17 protein-coding genes and 2 tRNA genes are annotated in these 19,587 nt (G+C 57.0%); 14 read left to right on the forward strand and 5 right to left on the reverse strand.

The window, feature by feature from the left end:
• From VMU57_RS09550 to kdpC, 6 genes are all read left to right on the forward strand, one after another.
• Positions 1-1,013 (forward strand): histidine kinase (locus VMU57_RS09550; RefSeq protein ID WP_325382802.1); only part of this gene is annotated, 1,013 nt, incomplete at its 5' end.
• Entirely contained in the window at positions 1,010-1,729 is a 720-nt protein-coding gene (locus tag VMU57_RS09555; RefSeq protein WP_325382804.1) for a response regulator transcription factor, read from the forward strand. The genes VMU57_RS09550 and VMU57_RS09555, both read left to right, overlap by 4 nt.
• A gap of 273 nt (positions 1,730-2,002) precedes the next feature.
• Positions 2,003-2,089, forward strand: a complete 87-nt coding sequence (kdpF, locus tag VMU57_RS23010; RefSeq protein ID WP_414648623.1) for a K(+)-transporting ATPase subunit F — start codon at positions 2,003-2,005, stop codon at positions 2,087-2,089.
• Positions 2,089-3,852, forward strand: a complete 1,764-nt coding sequence (gene kdpA, locus VMU57_RS09560; protein WP_325382806.1) for a potassium-transporting ATPase subunit KdpA — start codon at positions 2,089-2,091, stop codon at positions 3,850-3,852. The genes kdpF and kdpA overlap by 1 nt, the downstream gene beginning before the upstream one ends.
• A gap of 20 nt (positions 3,853-3,872) precedes the next feature.
• Complete coding sequence (gene kdpB, locus VMU57_RS09565) at positions 3,873-5,906, forward strand: potassium-transporting ATPase subunit KdpB (protein ID WP_325382892.1); 2,034 nt, start codon at positions 3,873-3,875, stop codon at positions 5,904-5,906.
• An 8-nt stretch (positions 5,907-5,914) separates the two neighbouring features.
• Entirely contained in the window at positions 5,915-6,475 is a 561-nt protein-coding gene (kdpC, locus tag VMU57_RS09570) for a potassium-transporting ATPase subunit KdpC (protein ID WP_325382808.1), read from the forward strand.
• A 479-nt stretch (positions 6,476-6,954) separates the two neighbouring features.
• On the opposite strand, the gene VMU57_RS09575 is transcribed toward kdpC, so the two are convergent.
• From VMU57_RS09575 to VMU57_RS09580, 3 genes are all read right to left on the reverse strand, one after another.
• Positions 6,955-10,473 carry a TonB-dependent receptor gene (locus VMU57_RS09575; RefSeq protein WP_325382810.1) on the reverse strand — a complete coding sequence of 1,173 codons (3,519 nt, stop codon included), beginning with the start codon at positions 10,471-10,473 and terminating at the stop codon, positions 6,955-6,957.
• Positions 10,474-10,694: 221 nt separating this feature from the next.
• The gene (locus VMU57_RS23015; protein ID WP_414648622.1) at positions 10,695-11,003 is read right to left on the reverse strand and encodes a hypothetical protein; all 309 of its coding nucleotides are present in this window, start codon (positions 11,001-11,003) and stop codon (positions 10,695-10,697) included.
• On the reverse strand, positions 10,982-11,104 hold the full coding sequence (locus VMU57_RS09580) for a hypothetical protein (RefSeq protein WP_325382812.1): 123 nt from the start codon (positions 11,102-11,104) through the stop codon (positions 10,982-10,984). The genes VMU57_RS23015 and VMU57_RS09580 overlap by 22 nt, the downstream gene beginning before the upstream one ends.
• 281 nt (positions 11,105-11,385) lie before the next feature.
• Here VMU57_RS09580 and VMU57_RS09585 point away from each other — a divergent pair, with 281 nt between their 5' ends.
• The gene (locus tag VMU57_RS09585) at positions 11,386-11,868 is read left to right on the forward strand and encodes a GNAT family N-acetyltransferase (RefSeq protein ID WP_325382814.1); all 483 of its coding nucleotides are present in this window, start codon (positions 11,386-11,388) and stop codon (positions 11,866-11,868) included.
• 21 nt (positions 11,869-11,889) lie between these two features.
• On the opposite strand, the gene VMU57_RS09590 is transcribed toward VMU57_RS09585, so the two are convergent.
• Both VMU57_RS09590 and VMU57_RS09595 read right to left on the reverse strand, forming a co-directional pair.
• The gene (locus VMU57_RS09590; protein ID WP_325382816.1) at positions 11,890-12,840 is read right to left on the reverse strand and encodes a catalase family peroxidase; all 951 of its coding nucleotides are present in this window, start codon (positions 12,838-12,840) and stop codon (positions 11,890-11,892) included.
• Between the two features lie 81 nt (positions 12,841-12,921).
• Complete coding sequence (locus VMU57_RS09595; protein WP_325382818.1) at positions 12,922-14,658, reverse strand: MutS-related protein; 1,737 nt, start codon at positions 14,656-14,658, stop codon at positions 12,922-12,924.
• A gap of 119 nt (positions 14,659-14,777) precedes the next feature.
• Between VMU57_RS09595 and ispD the strand changes: the two genes are divergently transcribed.
• The 7 genes from ispD (at position 14,778) to VMU57_RS09630 (ending at position 19,572) form a co-directional block, all read left to right on the forward strand.
• Positions 14,778-15,506 carry a 2-C-methyl-D-erythritol 4-phosphate cytidylyltransferase gene (gene ispD, locus VMU57_RS09600; RefSeq protein ID WP_325382894.1) on the forward strand — a complete coding sequence of 243 codons (729 nt, stop codon included), beginning with the start codon at positions 14,778-14,780 and terminating at the stop codon, positions 15,504-15,506.
• Complete coding sequence (locus tag VMU57_RS09605; protein WP_325382820.1) at positions 15,503-15,775, forward strand: GxxExxY protein; 273 nt, start codon at positions 15,503-15,505, stop codon at positions 15,773-15,775. The genes ispD and VMU57_RS09605 overlap by 4 nt, the downstream gene beginning before the upstream one ends.
• Complete coding sequence (gene ispF, locus VMU57_RS09610; RefSeq protein ID WP_325382822.1) at positions 15,766-16,380, forward strand: 2-C-methyl-D-erythritol 2,4-cyclodiphosphate synthase; 615 nt, start codon at positions 15,766-15,768, stop codon at positions 16,378-16,380. Before VMU57_RS09605 ends, ispF begins: the two co-directional genes overlap by 10 nt.
• A gap of 58 nt (positions 16,381-16,438) precedes the next feature.
• Complete coding sequence (locus VMU57_RS09615; RefSeq protein WP_325382824.1) at positions 16,439-18,331, forward strand: M14 family metallopeptidase; 1,893 nt, start codon at positions 16,439-16,441, stop codon at positions 18,329-18,331.
• Positions 18,328-18,603 carry a hypothetical protein gene (locus tag VMU57_RS09620; protein WP_325382826.1) on the forward strand — a complete coding sequence of 92 codons (276 nt, stop codon included), beginning with the start codon at positions 18,328-18,330 and terminating at the stop codon, positions 18,601-18,603. Before VMU57_RS09615 ends, VMU57_RS09620 begins: the two co-directional genes overlap by 4 nt.
• Positions 18,604-18,697: 94 nt before the next feature.
• Positions 18,698-18,773, forward strand: a tRNA-Ala gene (locus VMU57_RS09625).
• A gap of 724 nt (positions 18,774-19,497) precedes the next feature.
• Positions 19,498-19,572, forward strand: a tRNA-Gly gene (locus tag VMU57_RS09630).
• Positions 19,573-19,587: the final 15 nt, after the last annotated feature.

A 19,587-nucleotide genomic window follows, 5' to 3' on the forward strand; every position in this document is an offset into this window, starting at 1 on the left:
TGCTCGGCGAAGGCATCCGCCGTCGCAGTCGCGGCGAGGACGCGGTCATAGGAATCGTTGAAACACACGGACGCCATGCAACCGCAGAACTGGCCGCCAAGCTTGAGCAGGTTCCACGTCGAGAGATCGACTACAAAGGAACCCTGTTCGCGGAGATGGACGTCGATGCGATCCTCGCACGCATGCCGCAGGTCGTTCTGGTCGATGAACTGGCGCACACCAATGTGGGAGGCAGCCGGTTTGCCAAGCGATACGAAGACGTTCTGCTCCTGTTGGACAACAAGATTGATGTCCTGAGTACGATCAACATTCAGCATGTAGAAAGCCTGGCATCACGAGTGCAGGCGCTGACCGGAATCGCGGTGCGGGAGCAGGTTCCCGATTGGGTGCTGGATCGTGCGGATGAAATTGTGATCAGCGATCTGACACCGGAAGCACTTGTCACGCGCATGCGCCGAGGCGATATCTATCCCATGGACAGAGTGGAGCGGTCGCTGTCCAATTTTTTCCGCCGCGGCAATCTCATCGCCCTGCGCGAAATGGCTCTCCAACGGGTTACGCGCGCGGTCGATCGCACTCTCGACGATTATGTGAAACGCAAGCGACTCGGGGCGCATTGGACCGTTGCAGAGAAGATTGCCGTCTGCATCAGCTCCGGCACACAGGCGCGTGATCTCATCGCACGCGGCGCCAGGCTATCGGATGCGCTCAATGGTGAACTCTACGTTTTGCATGTGGCGAGCGAACTCGACTCAGATTTGAAGCACAAGCAAACGCTGGAGTCCAGCCTGCAGTTTGCACGGAATCTCGGAGCAACTGTAGTGACCCTCAATGGCAGTGATACCGCTCGTGTCACCGCCGCTTATGTTCGCGAGCATCGGATTACGCAGGCGATTGTGGGTCGCTCCACGCTGCATGGGCTGCGTAAATATCTCTATTACCTCGCTATACAGAAGTTCATGTCTGAAGCCCCGAACGTGGATCTGCACATCGTCACGAAGGAGAGCCATTGAAACGGATTCTTGTAGTAGATGACGAACGGCAGATCACGCGCATGTTGCGCGCTTCGCTGCAAAGCAGCGGGTATGAGGTACTTGTGGCTGGCAACGGTGCGGAAGCTTATACTCGCTTCGAAGCTGACCGTCCGGACCTGATCATCTCTGATCTGGCCATGCCTGAGATGACCGGCCTCGATCTCACACGGGCCGTGCGGCGAATCTCACAGACTCCGATCATCGTGCTTAGCGTTCGGGACACGGACGCCATGAAGATCACGGCCCTTGACGAAGGGGCCGACGACTATCTGACGAAGCCGTTCAGTATGCCAGAGTTGCTGGCTCGTGTTCGCGCTCAGTTGCGTCGTGCTGCAGAGCCTGTCGCCACAGAAGCTCATATCGAGACCGGAGATTTCGTCATTGATGCCGACGCGCACACCGTATCGGTGCGAGGTCAGGCAGTTCACCTCACGCCAAAGGAATTCGATTTACTGCTTCACTTTGCCCGTGCCCCGCGCCGTGTGCTGACCCACAAGGTCCTTCTACGGGCCGTGTGGGGGCCCGGTGCGGAAGATCAGCCGGAGTATTTGCGTGTCCTGATCGCCGGGTTGCGAAAGAAGATCGAATCCGAAGTGGGGCAGAAATACATCCACAGCGAACCGTGGATTGGATATCGCTTCGCGCCTGAAACGGACGCGCCGCTCAGCCTGGCAGACGAACTTACGAATTCTTAACACCTTTTCTACGGACTTTCAACGCCTTTGAGCGCTTCAATGCTTCTTGAGGGCAGCATGAAAATTCCTTTCGTCACTCGCGCGGCGTATCAACGCCTTCTCTCCAATCAAACTTTTTTCGGTCAGTGTCTCTGGCACGTTCACCTGTGCCAGGACCAACGGTAACCGGAGGTCTCCTATGTCAGATGTGCTAGTTCTCGTCTCACTCGTACTGCTGTTCGCTCTCGCCATGGCTTATGTGCTGGGATGCGAGCGGCTGAAAGGAAAGCAATCATGATTCTCAACTCTCTGTTGCTTGTTATTTCGGCTGCCATTCTTGTCTACCTCGTCTACGCGCTTCTGCGTCCGGAAAGGTTCTGATGTCACTCAATGGCTGGCTCCAGATTTCTGTTTTTATCGTGACTGTTCTGCTGCTTGCGCAGCCAATGGGCAGGTACCTCACCCGCGTATTCAGCCACCGCAAGACATGGCTTGATCCGGTGCTCATCCCATGTGAGCGTTTGCTCTATCGCATCACGGGTGTAGATTCCGATCACGAGATGCGCTGGACCGAGTACGCAGGCGCGACACTTCTCTTCAGCGCGGCAACGCTCGTCCTGACCTACGCTGTCGAGCGACTGCAGCACCTGCTGCCACTCAATCCGCAACATCTTCCCGCGGTCGAGTCCGCTCTCGCATTCAACACTGCCATCTCATTTACAACGAACACAAATTGGCAGGCATATACACCCGAAACCACAATGAGCTATCTGACGCAGATGCTTGGGCTCGCCACCCATAACTTCTGGTCTGCGGCGGTTGGCATGGCGCTCGCCATGGCTTTCGTTCGGGGCATCGCCCGACGCGAGTCCAAGACGCTGGGTAATTTCTGGGTGGACGTCACGCGGGCCACACTGTGGGTTCTGTTGCCCCTCTCCATCGTGTTCTCGCTGGCTTTTTTGTCCCAGGGCGTCGTGCAGAACTTCCGCCCGTATGACACCGCCAGGCTGATGGAGCCGCAAAAAGTTACCGGACTCGACGGCAAAACGACGATCGTAACGACACAGACTATTGCACAGGGCCCTGTTGCCTCACAGGAAGCTATCAAGATGCTGGGCACGAACGGCGGAGGCTTCTTCAACGCAAATAGTGCGCATCCTTTTGAAAATCCCACCCCTTTATCCAACTTCCTCGAGATGCTTGCCATTTTTCTGTTGCCCGCGGGACTTGCGCTCTGTCTAGGAGAGATGGTGGGCTCGCCGAAACATGGGTGGGCCGTGCTGGCGGCCATGGTGGTGCTGTGGTTTGTCGGCACGCTCACCTGTTACTGGGCGGAATCGCAACCCAATCCGTTGCTGCATGGTGTCGACCAGCAGACTTCACTGATGCAATCCGGAGGAAATATGGAGGGCAAGGAAGTCCGCTTTGGCATAACCAACTCGGCGCTCTTTGCCACCGTGACTACGGACGCAAGTTGTGGCGCCGTCAACAGCATGCATGACAGCTTCATGCCCCTCGGTGGCATGGTGCCGATGGCCAATATCCTGCTCGGGGAAATTGTCTTTGGAGGGGTGGGAGCGGGACTGTACGGGATGCTCGTTTTTATCGTGATGACGGTCTTTATCGCGGGGCTCATGGTTGGTCGAACTCCGGAGTACCTTGGGAAAAAGATCGAGTCGTATGACGTTCAGATGGCCATGCTGTATCTGCTTATCTTTCCATTCATCATTCTTGGATTTTCAGCAATCACCTTGCTGATGCCGAACGTCGGCCTAAGCAGCCTCGCCAATCATGGGCCGCACGGCCTTTCCGAAGTCTTATATGCCTATACCTCCGCGACCGGGAACAACGGCTCAGCTTTCGCAGGATTGAATGCCAATACTCACTGGTTCAACTACTCACTTGCAATCGCGATGTTCTTCGGCCGTTTCATGATGATCGTGCCGATGCTGGCGATCGCCGGAAACCTTGCTGGCAAAAAAATCGCCCCGACTTCGTCAGGAACTTTCCCCGTGACCACACCATTGTTCACGATGCTGCTGATCGGCGTGATTGTGATTGTTGGCGCTCTCACATTCTTTCCCTCGCTGAGTCTCGGTCCCATTCTCGAACATCTGCTGCTGCGTGCTGGGCACGCCTTTTAGGAAGCTAAGAATTTATGTCTATGCACGGTCATCGCAGCTCTCTCTTCAACGCCGACATCGTTCGCCGAGCACTCATCGATGCTCTGGCCAAGCTAAACCCGCGCACCATGATGCAAAACCCCGTGATGTTCGTCGTGGAGATTGGAAGTGCGCTCACCACAGTGTTGCTGTTGGTCAACGCCGCGACACATAAGGGACACTTCGGTTTCAACCTGCAGATCACGCTCTGGCTATGGTTCACCGTCCTGTTCGCGAACTTTGCGGAAGCTATGGCCGAAGGCCGTGGTAAAGCCCAGGCCGATGCACTTCGGCAGGCCAAGTCTGAGACCTGCGCCAACATGCTTGTGGAAGGTGTTGTGCAACAGATTCCCAGTTCCCGGCTACGCGTCGGCAATATCGTGCGCGTCTCTGCAGGCGACATTGTTCCCGGCGACGGCGAAGTCATCGAAGGCGTCGCTTCCGTGGACGAGTCCGCCATTACCGGCGAATCGGCACCCGTAATTCGTGAGGCCGGAGGGGACCGTTCTGCTGTGACAGGGGGCACGCGTGTTCTCTCCGACGTCATCACCGTGCGCATCACGTCCAATCCTGGCGAGACCTTCCTCGATCGCATGATTGCGCTGGTCGAAGGAGCGGAGCGGCAGAAGACCCCCAACGAGATTGCGCTCAATATTCTTCTCGCGGGCCTCACAATTATTTTTCTATTCGCTGTCGTGACGCTGCAGCCTTTTGCCATCTATTCCGGCGCGCCGCAGACGATCTTCGTGCTGATTGCGCTGCTCGTCTGCCTTATCCCAACCACGATCGGAGGCCTACTCTCGGCGATCGGTATTGCAGGCATGGACCGCCTGGTGCAGCACAATGTGCTTGCCACCTCGGGACGCGCGGTCGAAGCTGCAGGCGATGTGAACACGTTGCTCCTAGACAAGACGGGAACAATCACTATTGGCAATCGCCAGGCTGCCGAGTTCATTGCCGGGCCGGGCGTCAGCACAGAGCATCTGGCCGATGCCTCACAACTCTCGTCGTTGTCGGATGAAACGCCTGAGGGCCGTTCCATTGTCGTACTTGCCAAGGAACAGTTCAACCTGCGTGGCCGCGAACTCGCCTCTCTCAATGCGAAGTTCGTCCCGTTTTCCGCCACAACGCGCATGAGCGGCATCGAGGTGGACGGCCGAAGCATCCGCAAAGGCGCAGTCGACGCCATCACTCGTTATCTGGAAGAGCACAATTCGCATATGCCAGTTGAAGTGCGTAACAGCGTAGACACAATCTCGCGCAGTGGAGGAACACCACTGGTTGTGACGGAGAATGGGCACGCACTCGGAGTCATTCACCTGAAAGATGTCGTGAAAGGCGGCATGCGCGAGCGTTTCGAACAACTGCGGGCCATGGGCATTCGCACCATCATGATCACCGGGGATAACCCACTCACAGCAGCGGCGATTGCACGCGAAGCAGGCGTCGACGATTTTCTGGCGGAAGCTAAACCCAAGGACAAGATGGATCTCATCCGCCGCGAGCAGGCAGATGGCAAGCTTGTAGCCATGACCGGAGACGGAACGAACGACGCCCCGGCGCTTGCACAAGCCGATGTCGGCGTGGCCATGAACTCGGGCACGCAGGCGGCAAAAGAGGCCGGCAATATGGTCGACCTCGACTCGAACCCAACCAAGCTGATCGAGATTGTCGCCATCGGTAAACAACTGCTCATGACGCGTGGCGCGCTCACCACCTTTTCTATATCCAACGATGTGGCCAAGTACTTTGCCATTATCCCGGCGATGTTCGCAGGCGTTTTCCCGGTGCTGAACGCCTTGAATATCATGCACCTGCACAATGCGGAGTCGGCCGTTCTCTCCGCCGTTATCTTCAATGCGTTGATAATCGTCGGCCTCATACCTCTTGCATTGCGCGGAGTGGGGTACCGGCCTATCTCCGCGGCTGCCCTGTTGCGCCGCAACCTGTTGATCTATGGGGTCGGCGGTCTCATTGTTCCGTTCATCGGAATCAAGCTGATCGATATCGTGATCACAACCCTGCATTTGGCCTAGAGGAGATTATGAAAAAGCACATCATTACTGCCTGCCTATACACGGTAGTTACGACAGTCCTTCTGGGTCTGGCCTATCCGCTGCTTATCACTGGATTGGCAAGGCTGGCCTTTCAGAATAAGGCCGATGGCCAACTCATCGTCCGCAACGGAGAGGTCATCGGGTCGAAGCTGATCGGACAGCCATTCACCGGAGCAGGATACTTTCACAGCCGGCCATCAGCAGCCGGTGCGGGCTATGACGCCTCCGCCTCCGCAGGATCTAACCTGGGTCCCACAAATACACAACTCGTCAATCGGGTCGAAGCCAGTGTGAAAGCAGAGAGCTCAGACGTTCCGGTGCCCATTGACCTTGTCACAGCCTCTGGCTCCGGGCTGGACCCGGACCTCAGTCCGGCTGCTGCTCTGTATCAGGTACCCAGGGTCGCTCGCGAGCGTGGCCTGCGTGAGGCTATGGTCCGCCGCGTTGTGATGGATACGATCACGCCACGGCAATTTGGACTCTTCGGTGAGCCCAGAGTAAACGTGCTGTCGCTCAACATGGCGCTCGAGAAGATGAAAGCACGGTAATTCTGCCAGACTTTTCGTTTGCTGTCTTGCGCTGGTTGAGTTTCAAAGTTCCGCTATGGTTAGTATCGGCAAGTCGGGGGTAGGAACGTGGGGGCATTCCCTGTATGGCCCAAACACTGATGGCTCCAACTGGCGCTAACAGGCCTTACCGTTACTCGAAGTCTCGGGGAAGAGACATCCCAAGCGGTCGTTCACCGGTTCCTGCGGATTCTGCTTACGTCCGAGGTAATGTTAGGTGTCAAAACGGAAGCGTGACCTGCCAACGAGTCTGTTGGCCGGTGTCATGCCTATCCCTTCTGATTCGTAGGGTCGAAGCAGGACCATGGGTAGTTTGGATTCGTTATAGTCAGTGAGCCAGCGGTCAAAGGTCTCGCGGGCGCAGGATCACAACGGTCGGGCTAAAGAAGAGGGAGGTTAGTTGAATAAAAAAGTCCCAGAGCACCTGACCCTCCAGGTGCTCTGGGAAGTGGAGGTAACGTTTAGAAGAGGATCCGGCCACCAACCTGGATGATGCGGTTGCTGCCTCCGCTGCCGGTGATTTGGCCGAAGGTCGAGCTGTTCATCGCGGTTGACGGTGTGCCCAGATTGGTCAGATTGAAGACATTGCTGATCTCACTGCGAAACTGAAACCTGAACGATTCGTGAATGTTGAAGGACCGGAATAGCGACGCGTCAACATTTCTATAACCGGGATCGTCAAGTTGTGCGGGACGGGTGTTTCCAAGCAGGCCCAAAGGGCCGACGCCTGGGCAACCGGCATCGACACCGGGCCTGCAATAGGCCGTCTTATCGAACCACTGCTTCATCTCGGCGCTGCGCGAACGGCTGGTGATGGTGTGAGGAGTTTTGCCTGGCGCTACACTCGGGCGATTGTTGCCAAGGCCAGAGAAGTAGTTGTCGTTGCCGGTGGTTACGGTGAAGGGCTGACCGCTGTTCGCGGTCCAGATGCCGCTAACGGTCCAGCCATTCAACGCGGTTTTGACAAACCGATTGTAGTGGTCGAAATAGTCGGGCTTCCAGACGAAGGACATCGTCATCATGTGACGGCGGTCCTGGTCTGAACGCTGGCCATATTCGAGTTGCGGATAGTTTGAGTCGACAAAGGTTCCGTTCAAACCGCTGGTGCTGTCGAGGGCATTGCTTTGCAGGGTTTTGCTCCAGGAATAGTATCCCTTGGCGCTGACGTGGTGGGTGATGCGCTGCTCCAATGTGACTTGCAGACCGTTGTAGTTGGAGTTCTGGTTGGAGCGGATGATCCACACGTTGCTGTAGAGAGGAACAGTCGCCGACGCGCCAAACATAGAGTTGAGAGGCCGACGGTTGTTGATGGTGCTTCTGCTGTTGTCATAGCCACAAGCCTGAGTTAGATCCTTGCAGCTTGCACCGCTGGTGCCGGTCGCGGTGATGTTGAACTGCGGTCCGTTGATGTCGTTATACAGCGGCGACTTGCGGTTGAGCGAGCCGACGTAGTTCACGCTTAGGGCCAGGCTTCTCCCAAATTGCTGCTGGAAGCCGAAGTTCAATTGAATCGAGTATGGCCAGCGATAGTTCGGGTCGAAGGCCACGATCTGGTTGAAGGGTAAGAACGTTGCAGATCCTTGCTTGTAGTTGAAGGCCAGCTCTGGATACGGATTGGAACCGGTAGGGAACTCGGTTGGGTCATTCGAGTATGGATGGGTCAAAGAAGTGACCTTGTTATAGCCGCTATTACGCACGGCGTAGGGAGCAAAGTTGGAAGGGAACTCCCATTCGTTGCCGGAGATACCGCCGAAGAAAAGACCGGCAGCGCCATGAAAAACCGTCCTGCCGGTCCCATAGGGATCGTAGGCAAAACCTACGCGTGGCGAGAAGTGATTGTTCGGCGTGTAGACTCCGCCGACAGGCACGCCGGGATCACCAGGGAAGAGCATCCCAAGGGGAGCAAGTTGGGGACCGGTTTTGCCGACGATCGAAACATTGGGGAAAGCGTGAGACTGTACCCCTGGCTTGAAGTTTGTCTGCATGTGCTGGGGATCGGTGGGAGCTTGCTGCCGGTCGTAGCGAATGCCAAGGTTAAGGGTCAGATTGGGTCGAATGCGCCAGTCGTCTTGTGCGAAAAGACCGTAGCTGTACCAATTGGCGTTCGCATAGAGTCCGGTGTCCTGTCCCATGCTGGCAGGAGTGCCTGCGAGAAAGTCCGACAAGCCGTTAGTCGTACGAGCGCTGCTGGCACCGTTAGTCGTGGAGAAGGTGAACGAGCCGTAATTGTTGAGTGAAGTAAGCTGGAAATCCTTTTCCAAACCTGCTTCGCCGCCCAGGTAGAGCGAGTGCTTGCCACGGGTCGTGCTCAGTACGTCACGAACACCATAAACGTTGGCGCCTGCCTTGGGGCCGGTGATCGCCTGGGTCAACGAAAATCCCTCTACTCCGCCGACACTGATATTTGAGAGCGAGGGTGTGCCAACAACCCCAAAATCCGAGCCGAAGTCGGCTAGCGTTTTTTTACTGGGATCGCCGCTCACTGGAATGCGTCCGCCATTCTGGCGCGTGTAGTTCACCCAGAATTGATTGACAGTGCGAGAGTTGACCGTCCAGACATCGCTGACGTTGGCATTCTGCTGCTTGTTGGCATAGTTAGAGTGCGACCATGCTTGCGTGAAACCGCCGAGATTTTGGAGGATGCTGTAGTTCAACAGGAAGTAGCTCAGCGTTAAACGATGCGACGGCGTGATCTGATGATCGGTCTTGATTAGATATTCTTCGTTCTGTTCAGGCGTCGATTCGAGCACACGGTAGGTGTAAGGAGTATCCCCGGTACGGAAAGGCTGTTTGGCTTCTTTCTTCAGGGCTGTTGTGATGTAGTTCAGGATATTGACGGCGGTAGGATCGACTGAAGGAAGAGTGTTGTTCGCGTAAGGCTTGCGGGTCGCTGGATTGCAAACCAGAAATTTAAGGTTCTTGTTGTCTGCCGCGGAAGGCGTTTGGGTGCATGACGTGATGTCCGAAGGAAGGTTTTCAGAGAAATTTCCAGTAATTTGGGCTGCGCTTGGAAGATTGCCGCTGTTAGTGGCGGCGGTTCTGAAACGATATCCACCGAAGCTGCCAAAGAAGAAGTCTTTGTCGTGGCGAATTGGACCGCCAAGCGTGGCCCCAAACCGGTGCAGGTTGTACGGAGTTTTGACAGCATTCGCGCCAGCATTGTGACCCACTGCGTTGAAGTTTCTGTCACGGAAGAATTCAAAGGCTGAACCATGGAAACTGTTGGTGCCGTCTTTGGTAACGATGCTGACAACAGCCGCTGAATACTTGCCAACCTGGGCGCTGTAGTTGTTTGTGACTACATTGAACTGGCTTACCGCGTCAGGATTGGGAACCTGGTTTCCGCTGTTACGGAGGCCGGTCATATTGAGGCCACCATCAAGGTAGTAGGAAACCTGCCCGACGAAGCCATCGGTCGAGCCATTGACCAGAACCTTGATCTCCTGATAGCCAAGGTTGTTGACTGTATCGACCTTCTGAACGCCAGGAACTAGTTGGAGGAGACGATCTACGTTGCGGTTGACGAGTGGGAGATTATCGATTTCGACATTGGAGACCGTGTCGCCCAAAGTGGCGCTCCCCATATTGACGAGGGGCACATCACTGGTCACGTTGACTGTCTCCATCGCAGTGCCATTCTCCAGAGCAAAGTTCAGGGTGGCGTCCTGCATGACAGAAAGGACGATGCCAGTGCGTTCCAGCGTCTTGAATCCTGTTGCCGCAACGGAGATTTTGTAGGGGCCGACTGGGAGGAACTGGGCTCGAAAAGAGCCATCGTCCTTCGCCGTAATGGTGCGAGTGAAGTTTGTGTCAGTCTGGGTCATCGTGACTATCGCATGGGGAATGACCGCGCCGGTGGAATCGGAAATGGTACCAACCATGGTGGCTGTTGTCAGTTGTGCGTGGCCAGTCGTACTGAATGCCGCGAATAACAGCAGCAATAGAAGTTTCCAACCAGTGGAACGTAGGGTCGTGCTCATTTGGACCTGCCTCTCAATTTAAGGACTTATCTGCATCTGCGGAGCTGACCAGTCTGAACCGCCGGACATTGCTATCGCTGAGAGATGTATGGATTCAATCGGGATGCGTTCGAATCCTCTGAACCATAATTCGCACAGAAAACAAATGTCAAGCTATAAGAATAACGTTTGTCTAAAATTATTCACGATTGCCAAAATAGGAGGGTGAACGGGAGGATGGGCTAGCTTAGTGTGTAGAAGGCGGTCCGGATACCAGCGACCCCCGGCCCTACGAGGGATCCGCCATTGTTTGAATGAACAGAGATCTCTGACCTGCCGTTGTACGTCTGCACGACCCGGGAGCCTCGCGATGTGCCGCGATTATCGATCAGTGCGCCTGGGGCTACAACCGTGAAATGTACCAAATTATTTGCGTTCAGGCACAGATTCCCGTTGGCATCGTATAATCTGACCGCGACGGTGATCGCTTCTTTGCCGTCGATCGTGCTTCGTGCTGTCTCAGTCAACTTCAAATAGACGGAGTCTTCCATCTATCTATCTGGTAGAGGAAGTCGATCTCGTCGGTGACTGTTGTTGCCGCATTGGAGGCGACGACCCTTAGATTGTTCTTACCCTGTACAAATGAGGTCATCCAGCGGAGTCCTGCGGCACGAAAGTCCTGGTTTTCCCGGTGCATTAGATGTTGGGAGCCATCTATGCCGATATCCCTATTCCGGAAATGCGATCTGTGCCGGATCGCAGCCGATGACGTTTCAGCTTCCGGGCTATGGCTTATCGATGCGTCGCTCGGGAGAGGATCGGTGGCGGTTTGCGGGAGTTTCTTGCGTTCCCTTGGACTAATAGCGGGTTCGGGACTGCGGTCGCTGAGTGGACAGGTGCGGACGGGCTAAGCCTGTTTTCTATACTGGATCGATGTTTGAGACGAGATTGGCGACAGAGGCGGATGCGGAGCTTATCAGTGAGCAGCGGTGCCAGATGTTTGTGGACTCCGGCCAGGGTAATGAGGCGCGGCTGAAAGATGTAGCAGACAACTTCGTTCCGTGGGTGCGGGAGAGGCTGATCGATGGCCGCTATGTGGGATGGCTGACGGCGGAGGATGGACGGGTGGTCGCTGGTGCGGGAGTTCTGTTCATGGATTTTCCGCCGCACTGGATGGACTCGGAGCCTGTGAGGGCTTATCTGCTGAATGTCTATGTCGAGCCGGAGTTTCGCGGTCGCGGGCTGGCTCGGGAGCTGTTGGTGATGGCGGTGAACGATGCCCGGCAGCGAGGGATTAAGGTGGTGTCACTTCATGCCTCGAAGTTTGGCAGGCCGCTGTACGAGCGCAATGGATTCGAGCCTACGAACGAGATGATCTTATGGAGTGAGAAGGATGTGGCGGGCGATGAAATTTGATCCGCCACATCCGCTTTGCGGCTACTGTTCCGGCGCGGTGCGGCGTTTGCGTCCGCTGATGAGGTAGACGGCGGCGCGCAGTTCGAGCAGCGGATCGTCTGAAGGCTCGATGCCGTCGACGCGCGGGATGGGATCGAAGATGATCTGTTTCTGCTCGTGAGCGTTGTCCGCTACGGGTTGGGTTAGCTCGACCGTGCCTAATTCAAACTGCTCGCGGTCTTCGGCCCAGTGGATGGTGGCGTTGTCCACCACGTCACCATCGTTGGCGAGTTGAGCGAAGATGCGGAATTTGATGGGGCCTTTGGCGACTCTTTCAGCGATCTCGTCGAAGAGGTAATTCGGAGACTTCTCGGCGGCTCCTGCGTCGTCGAGGAAGTCGTTGCCCGCTTCGGGGAGGATGCGATAGCGGCCATAACGGCTGTCGCCATCCTTATTGGTAAAGTGCATGGCGGTAACGCCGAAGTAGGATTCGCGCGCAAAGCTGGAGGGGTTGGGCTTGGCTGCCTGAACGAACGCAAGCGCGGCGGGATGGCTGCCGAGGAAGGCTTCAACTGGTGTGGGGTGTGAAGTGGCGGATGCGCTGGCGGCGATGGCGCGGAGGAACTCCAGGAACTCCTCGCCAGTGCGAGCGGGGAAGCCGTCGGTCGAGTGGCTGACGATGTCGGTGTGGGAGTGCTCGGCGAGGTGGAAGCGGATGGCAAGGCCGTGCGGGCTGGCGTTGGGGTCGTTGTCGGGGATCAGAGGAAGGCCAGTGGAGTTCGAGAAGCGTACCGAGACGGGAGTGGAGGGGCGGGTAAGATGCGGGGCGCGGGAGAGTGAAGCTGCGTTGGCCGCCGGTGTGAAGGTGCCAGTCAAAATGGTCCCTTTGGCGTGGGCGGGGCGGAAGCCGGGGTGTTGGCCGAAGATGGTCTCGAACTGCTGCAGCAGGTCGTCGCCGAGGGCGATGAGCTTTTCGTCTGAGGGAAGCGGCATATGGATCTCCTTGAGATTGTGGTTGTGGGGAGCCGTTGGATCTGTCTATTATGCAGCGTCATGAAGAGGTGGATGTGAATCTCAGACTTTGAGGCCGATAAGCCGCATCAGTTCGACGCCATTGCTTTTGGTGACGACGCCGTCGCGTAGCTTGAAGTCGAACTTCATCTTGCCGTCTTCGATCTCGTCCTGCAGGTGCATGTTTTGCAGGCGGCCTTCGCCGGAGCGCTGCATGTCGGTCAGGGCGAGGTCGTGTGTGCTAATGATGCCGATTGCGCCGTTGTCGATCAGTTCGCTGACGACGGCTTCGGCTCCGATGAGGCGGTCCTTGGAGTTGGTTCCTTGCAGCAGCTCGTCGAGAAGGAAGAGGACGGGCGGACGCTGCCCGGCGAGATCGCAGATGTGGCGCAGGCGGGTGATTTCGGCGTAGAAGCGCGAGCTGCCTTCTTGCAGCGAGTCGTTGACGAGGATGCTTGCGGCTACGTGGAGTGGCGTCAGTTGCAGGCGCTGGGCGCGGACAGGAGCGCCTGCCATGGCGAGAACGGTGTTGATGCCGACGGCACGCATGAGCGTGCTTTTGCCGGACATATTGGAGCCGCTGATGAGCAGGGCTCGCGTTTTGCCGCTGATACTGACGGTGTTGCGGACGCATTTTGCGATGGGGATGAGGGGGTGGCCCAGCTCTTCAGCGTAGAAGGAGGGCGGTCCTTCCACGAACTCGGGGAAGGGGTCGGCTGGATGCTCGTAGCTGTAGGCGGCGATGGAGAGGAGCGCTTCCATTTCTCCTACGGCATTGAGCCAGGAGCTTACCGCTTTGCCGTGGGCGCGCCGCCATGCCTCGGCGGCGAAGGCGACCTGGACGGAATACATAAGAGGTTTGTCGAGCAGGCGCATGAACAGGTTGTCGCGCGAGTCGATGTACTGGACGATGGTCTTTAGATGGGCGATGGCTTTCGAGCCGGGGATGGCGTGCGAGGCGAGCTCTTGCTTGAGGAGTAGAAGCCGGGGAGAGGTGAATGGCTCGCGTTCAAGCCGGGCCAGAAGGGATGAAAGCAACTCGAGGTCTGCGAGTGCGCGGTCAGTTCCGGCGAAGACTTTATTCAGTCGCTCTTTGAGCGAGAAGGCTATGAAGACCTCGACTACAAGGACGAGGAGGAAGGGGGTCTTGATTCCTGTTTCGCCCCAGACGATAGCTCCGGCGATGGCGAGAAGGGCGAGCAGCAGTGCGGCCCAGCGAAGGTTTTGCTGCTTGAGCTGGGTTGGCTGCTCGGCCCATTGCAGGAGAGCTTTGGGGTGGACTCCGGTCTTCAGTTTCTGTCCGTTCTCGCCGAGGATGGCCATGTCTTCACGGAGGTCGAGGCGGCTGCGGAGCTCGGAGACGGCTGCGTGGCGCTCGATGATCTCGCTGACTGGAGATGGGGAGAGGAGCCAGTGGGCGAGCGTGTCTTCGCCCATGCAGGTGCGCGCCTGCGAGAGCAGCTCGAAGAGGCTGCCAGCTCCGAAGAGATCGAGGTCAGTTGCGTAGAGGCTGGTGGTCGCATCGGGGCGCGGGGCCTGCTGGCCGTTGCCGATCCAGCGGTCTTCAATGCGCGCCAGCCCTTTGCGGTAGACGTCGACGGCTCGCTCGGCGAGGGATTTTTTGCGAAGGATGGCTGCATGGTAGGTAGCAACTGCGATGAATGCTGCGGCTGGAAGTAACAGCCACCATGCGGAGATATCGTGCCTGTAGACAGCCCACCATGCGATCAGCAGAGCTACGATGACGAGCAGAAGACGCATGTTCCCGAGCGTGCGATGCCTTCCGTCAAGTTGTTCCACCGAGGTCTCGCGGGCCTGCTGGCGTTGTCTGTATTCCTCTGACGGTGTTGGTATGGTAGGTGAGGGCACGTGGTTATTATCACTTACCAATGGCGCCTATCTTGTATACTCCGGTGGTTATGCGAGTTTTTGTGATTCTTCCGGCAGCAGGGATTGGGACGCGGATGGCCGCGCATGGAGCGACGGCGGTTGCGCCGAAGCAGTTTCTCGAGATCGGTGGCGTGCCGGTGCTGGTGCGCTCCGTGCAGGCGTTTCTTGCGGTGCCGAGAGTTGACGCGGTGTGTGTCGCGGTGCGACCGCAGGAGAGAGACCGCCTCGAGGCCCAGATGAAGGAGTACAAGCTGGGCGACCGGGTGAAGATGGTTGCAGGCGGCGACAACCGGCAGGAGTCGGTTGGCAATGCGCTCGCGGCTTTGGAGTGCACCGACGACGATGTGGTGTTGGTGCATGACGCGGTGCGTCCGCTGATTGATCCTGCGACGATTGAACGGACGATTGAAGCGGTCATCAAGCATGGTGCGGCGATTGTCGGTCTGCCCGCAGTCGATACGATTAAGCAGGTGGAGCGGACGGCGGACGGAGCGATTATCACCTCGACCATTCCGCGGGAGCGCGTCGTGCTGGCGCAGACTCCGCAGGGTGCGCGGTTTGGGCTGCTACGCAAGGCTTTCAAAGAGGCTGAGGCGGATGGTTTTGCAGGCACGGACGAGGCCAGCGTGCTGGAGCGGGCAGGAATTGAGGTTGCCGTGGTGCTGGGTTCGGCGCGGAATTTCAAGATCACGCAGCCAGGGGATATTGAGCTGGCGGAGTTTTATCTGCAAAGATCGACCACGGATTTACGCGGATGAATGCGGATGAAAAGCTAAAGTTCCGCGCGGATTTGGTTGTGAATGATTGCGTACTTCTTGAGTTGAAGGCCGTATCGGCTTTTGATCCGGCGCATGAAGGGCAATTGTTGCATTATCTTCGAGCTACAAATCTGGAAGTTGGCCTTCTTTTGAGCTTTGGCCCCAGAGCACAGTTCAAGCGGTTCATACTAGAGAACGACAGGAAAAAAATCCGTGTTGGTCCGCGTGAATCCGTGGTCGATACGTTGAGGAATCGCGAATGGGTATGAGAATTGGATATGGGTTTGATTCGCACGCATTTAAGGCGGGCGTGCCGCTGGTGATCGGCGGATTGGCGATTGAGCATAGCGAGGGGCTGGCTGGCCACTCGGATGGTGATGTGCTGCTCCATGCGATTACCGATGCGCTGCTCGGAGCGGTTTCGGCGGGTGACATTGGGACATTTTTTCCTCCGAGCGATCCACGCTGGAAGGGCGCGGCTTCGAGCGTGTTTTTGAAGACGGCGCTGGAAGAAGTTGCTACGGCGGGATACAAAATCGTCAATATCGACACGGTTCTGGTGATGGCACGGCCCAAGATCGTGCCCATTGCCAATGAGCTGCGGGAGCGCGTGGCGGAGTTGCTGGGGGTGCAGCCGGGCGAGGTCGGCATCAAGGCCAAAACGCCGGAGGGTTTGAATCAGGACCATGTTGCTGTTGCCCATGTGACGGTTCTCCTGGAGAGCCTGTCGGTTCCTGAGCCGGTAAAGAAGTTGTCGGCGACTGCGGATGTGGATGAGGTCAATCAGGTGGTAGAGAGCCTGGTGCAGGGAGTTCCGGATGCGTCGGCGCTGGGGCGAAAACGGCCGGCCTTCGATGCGGATGATCTGACTTAGGACTGCGAGATACCGAACAGCGACGGCACCGTGATGCCGAATTATCAGGAGGGCGATTTTGACTTCTTTTGCGCGCTTTGCCGTGTTGCTCTTGTGCGTGGGGCCGGTTGGTGTGATGGCGCAGACGGTCGCGGATAGCAGCCTGCAGCCGCGTGCAGCTTCGACTGCCGCATGTGTGCTGAGCGGCGATGCACAATGGCTGACGCCGGCGGAGAAGAGCTGCTATGCCACTACGCCAGACTACGACGACACGATGGCTTATCTGCGGAGAGTTCAGGCCGCCGCTCCGGCGCAGGTGAAGATCGAAGGCTTCGGGAAGACGGGTGAAGGGCGCGAGCTGGATATCGTGATCGCCTCGCGTGACGGGGTGTTCGATCCGGCGGCGATTCATGCAGCGAAGCGGCCGATCGTGTTGGTGCAGAATTCCATTCATGCTGGTGAGATGGACGGCAAGGATGCGTGTCTGGCGCTGCTGCGCGACATGGTCATCAATAAAACGAAGGCGGCGCTGCTGGACCGAGCGGTGTTTGTGTTCATCCCCATGTATAACGCCGACGGGCATGAGCGGCGGAGTGCGTACAACCGAATCAACCAGGACGGTCCCGCGGAGATGGGGTGGCGCGGCAACGGAACGAACCTAAACCTGAATCGCGATTATCTGAAGGCAGATGCGCCAGAGACTCGCGCTTTTATGGCGATGTACCATCGTTGGCTGCCGGATTTTTTTGTCGATGACCACGTGACCGACGGCGCAGACTATCAGTACGATGTCACATTCACCATTGACGATGGACCGAATCTGCCAGCGGCTACGGTGAAGTGGATCGATGACGTGGCCAATCCCACCTTGGAGAAGTATGTGGATGCGCATGGGCATCTGGCATTCCCGAACTACATCAACCTTGTGAATGACAATGATCCATCGCAGGGGTTGGGCTTCAACGATGACCCACCACGTTTTTCTACCGGATATATGGTGCTGGAAGGGCGACCAGGAATGCTGGTCGAGCTGCACATGCTGAAGGACTATAAGACGCGGGTAACGGGGAACTACGAGATTCTCGCGGGCCTGATGGATTTGATGAACCACGATGCATATAAGGTGATTGCGCTGAATGCTGCGGCGGATCAACAGGCTGAGAGCCTTGGTGCGCATCCTTTGAGTGACGTAAAGTTTCCGCTTGCGCTGGGATGGGGCGGCCAGACGACGCCGGTGCTGTTTCGGGGGTACAAGTACAAGCGCGAGTTGAGCGCGGTTTCGGGAGCGATGTGGGTGAAGTATTCGCATGAGCCGTGGAACGTCTCGCTGCCAATACAGGCCGGGTACAAGGTGACGGCGGAGATTGCTCCTCCGGCGGCTTACATCATCCCTGCACCGTGGACGGATGTGATTGGGGTGCTGGCGGCGCACCAGGTGGTGATGCAGCGGACGACGAGGGCGTGGACAGGTGATGTCGAGACGTATCAATGTGCGGGAATGGTATGGCAGGAACCTCCGTATGAAGGACGGCATCCGACCTTCAATGGAGAGGCTACGCACGATCCCGGCAAGTTTGGGAGCTGCGTGTTGATACGTCAAAAGATGAGCTTTCCGGCGGGGTCTGCAGTAGTGCGGCTTAACCAGCGCTTGTCGAAGGTGGTGATGGAGTGGCTGGAACCGGCTGCGCCTGATTCAGCGTTGCAGTGGGGGTTCTTCGATTCGATCTTCGAGCAGAAGGAGTATGGCGAGGCCTATGTGCTTGAGTCTCTGGCGCGGGAGATGATGGCCAAAGACCCGAAGTTGAAGGAAGAGTTTGAGAAGAAGGTATCGAGCGATCCGGTATTTGCCGGAAACGCTAATGCGCGGCTGGAGTTTTTCTATGAGCGGTCGCCGTGGTTTGCGGCCAATCGCGTGGGCCTGTATCCGGTGGGCAGGTTGGATGATGTGCAACAGCTTGGAGCATTGAAATGAGCGTAGGAGTTGGTGTGGAGTTTGCGGCAGTGGTAGTGGATATTCGCGAGGAGTCGCGTGTGGCGGGGAGGCAGCGCTGGCAGATGGCGCTTGACCGGACGGAGTTTGGCGCGGGCGATGTAGGAGCGCTCGAAGCGGTTGCGCCCAGTGGGGTGAGACTCATAGTCCCGGTGCTTAGCATCGCCGTAGATGCTGCTGGAGAGGTATGGCATGTGGTGGAAAAGCCGCTGGCCGCGGGCACTGCGGTGACGGCGCGCGTGAACGCAATTTGATGTTTGAGCCGCAGGCTGCTTGCTGTTACACTCGGAGATGTCGTTTGATAGTGCGCATGCCCGTGAGAACGGTGATTCAGCGCGCATCTGGTGGGGGGCTGTAGCTCAGCTGGGAGAGCGCCTCGTTCGCAACGAGGAGGTCAGCGGTTCGATCCCGCTCAGCTCCACCAAAATCAAGCATTTAACCTGAAAATCTGGGCACAAGAAGAAGCAAGCTAGTAGCGTCTTCGCCAAAACGAAGAAAATCAGACGTAGAATCCATGTCTTCCATGGACGCATCGGCGCAATGGCATTCATTGCGTAAACTCTCTCTTTCATGGAGTTTGCGCGTTGGGTCATCATTCCTCGCGATCGATTCCCGTTCCTCGGTGATACGCAGAAACGCGAGTCGCTGAAATAGGACTACCTGCTCTTCTTCAGCAATTTCAATGGAACCTGGAACCAGTACATCGATGTTAGTGCGTCAGTTTGAAACTGGCGCACTAACGGCAATTTGGAAGTATTGACATATCGTCTTGACCGTGCGCGCAGGGCGCGGTTGGAATCAATCGTTTGGCATACCTCGATATGGGCATCCTCAATGCCGCAGCAGGCCGGAACGCAAATGCAGAGATCGAGTTTAAGAAGGCCATCGATATAAATCCCGATGGCGCACCGGCGCCTGGCGCGTCTTTTTCAGGCGATAGGAGACAAGACACAGGCGGATAGGGAATTAGCTAGAGTAAAGCTGCTGCATCAGAGGAAGGATCGTAAGGACCAGGCTCTCGGGGATATGATGACTCGCCCTACTGGCGGGAGTTCGCGTCAGTGAAGTCACAAGCGTAATTGTGTGTGCTGGCAGCGCGAGCGCGGATCGCACCGCATCGATTTTGCAAGGTATAATTCAACTCAGAGGCGGGAGTAGCTCAATGGTAGAGTAGCGGCTTCCCAAGCCGTTGGTTGCGGGTTCGATCCCCGTCTCCCGCTCCAAAAGTCAACAGCCTG

The sequence above is a fragment of the Edaphobacter sp. genome, from assembly GCF_035532915.1.
Classification (GTDB): Bacteria; Acidobacteriota; Terriglobia; order Terriglobales; family Acidobacteriaceae; genus Edaphobacter.

What these genes read in the sequence shown, in the direction of transcription:
- kdpB (WP_325382892.1), top strand. Translation starts at nt 3,873, where the DNA reads ATGCACGGTCATCGCAGCTCTCTCTTCAACGCCGACATCGTTCGCCGA.
- ispD (WP_325382894.1), top strand. Translation starts at nt 14,778, where the DNA reads ATGCGAGTTTTTGTGATTCTTCCGGCAGCAGGGATTGGGACGCGGATG.
- kdpC (WP_325382808.1), top strand. Translation starts at nt 5,915, where the DNA reads ATGAAAAAGCACATCATTACTGCCTGCCTATACACGGTAGTTACGACA.
- VMU57_RS09620 (WP_325382826.1), top strand. Translation starts at nt 18,328, where the DNA reads ATGAGCGTAGGAGTTGGTGTGGAGTTTGCGGCAGTGGTAGTGGATATT.
- VMU57_RS09605 (WP_325382820.1), top strand. Translation starts at nt 15,503, where the DNA reads ATGAATGCGGATGAAAAGCTAAAGTTCCGCGCGGATTTGGTTGTGAAT.
- kdpF (WP_414648623.1), top strand. Translation starts at nt 2,003, where the DNA reads ATGATTCTCAACTCTCTGTTGCTTGTTATTTCGGCTGCCATTCTTGTC.
- ispF (WP_325382822.1), top strand. Translation starts at nt 15,766, where the DNA reads ATGGGTATGAGAATTGGATATGGGTTTGATTCGCACGCATTTAAGGCG.
- VMU57_RS09585 (WP_325382814.1), top strand. Translation starts at nt 11,386, where the DNA reads ATGTTTGAGACGAGATTGGCGACAGAGGCGGATGCGGAGCTTATCAGT.
- VMU57_RS09575 (WP_325382810.1), bottom strand. Translation starts at nt 10,473, where the DNA reads ATGAGCACGACCCTACGTTCCACTGGTTGGAAACTTCTATTGCTGCTG.
- kdpA (WP_325382806.1), top strand. Translation starts at nt 2,089, where the DNA reads ATGTCACTCAATGGCTGGCTCCAGATTTCTGTTTTTATCGTGACTGTT.
- VMU57_RS23015 (WP_414648622.1), bottom strand. Translation starts at nt 11,003, where the DNA reads ATGGAAGACTCCGTCTATTTGAAGTTGACTGAGACAGCACGAAGCACG.
- VMU57_RS09590 (WP_325382816.1), bottom strand. Translation starts at nt 12,840, where the DNA reads ATGCCGCTTCCCTCAGACGAAAAGCTCATCGCCCTCGGCGACGACCTG.
- VMU57_RS09580 (WP_325382812.1), bottom strand. Translation starts at nt 11,104, where the DNA reads ATGACCTCATTTGTACAGGGTAAGAACAATCTAAGGGTCGTCGCCTCC.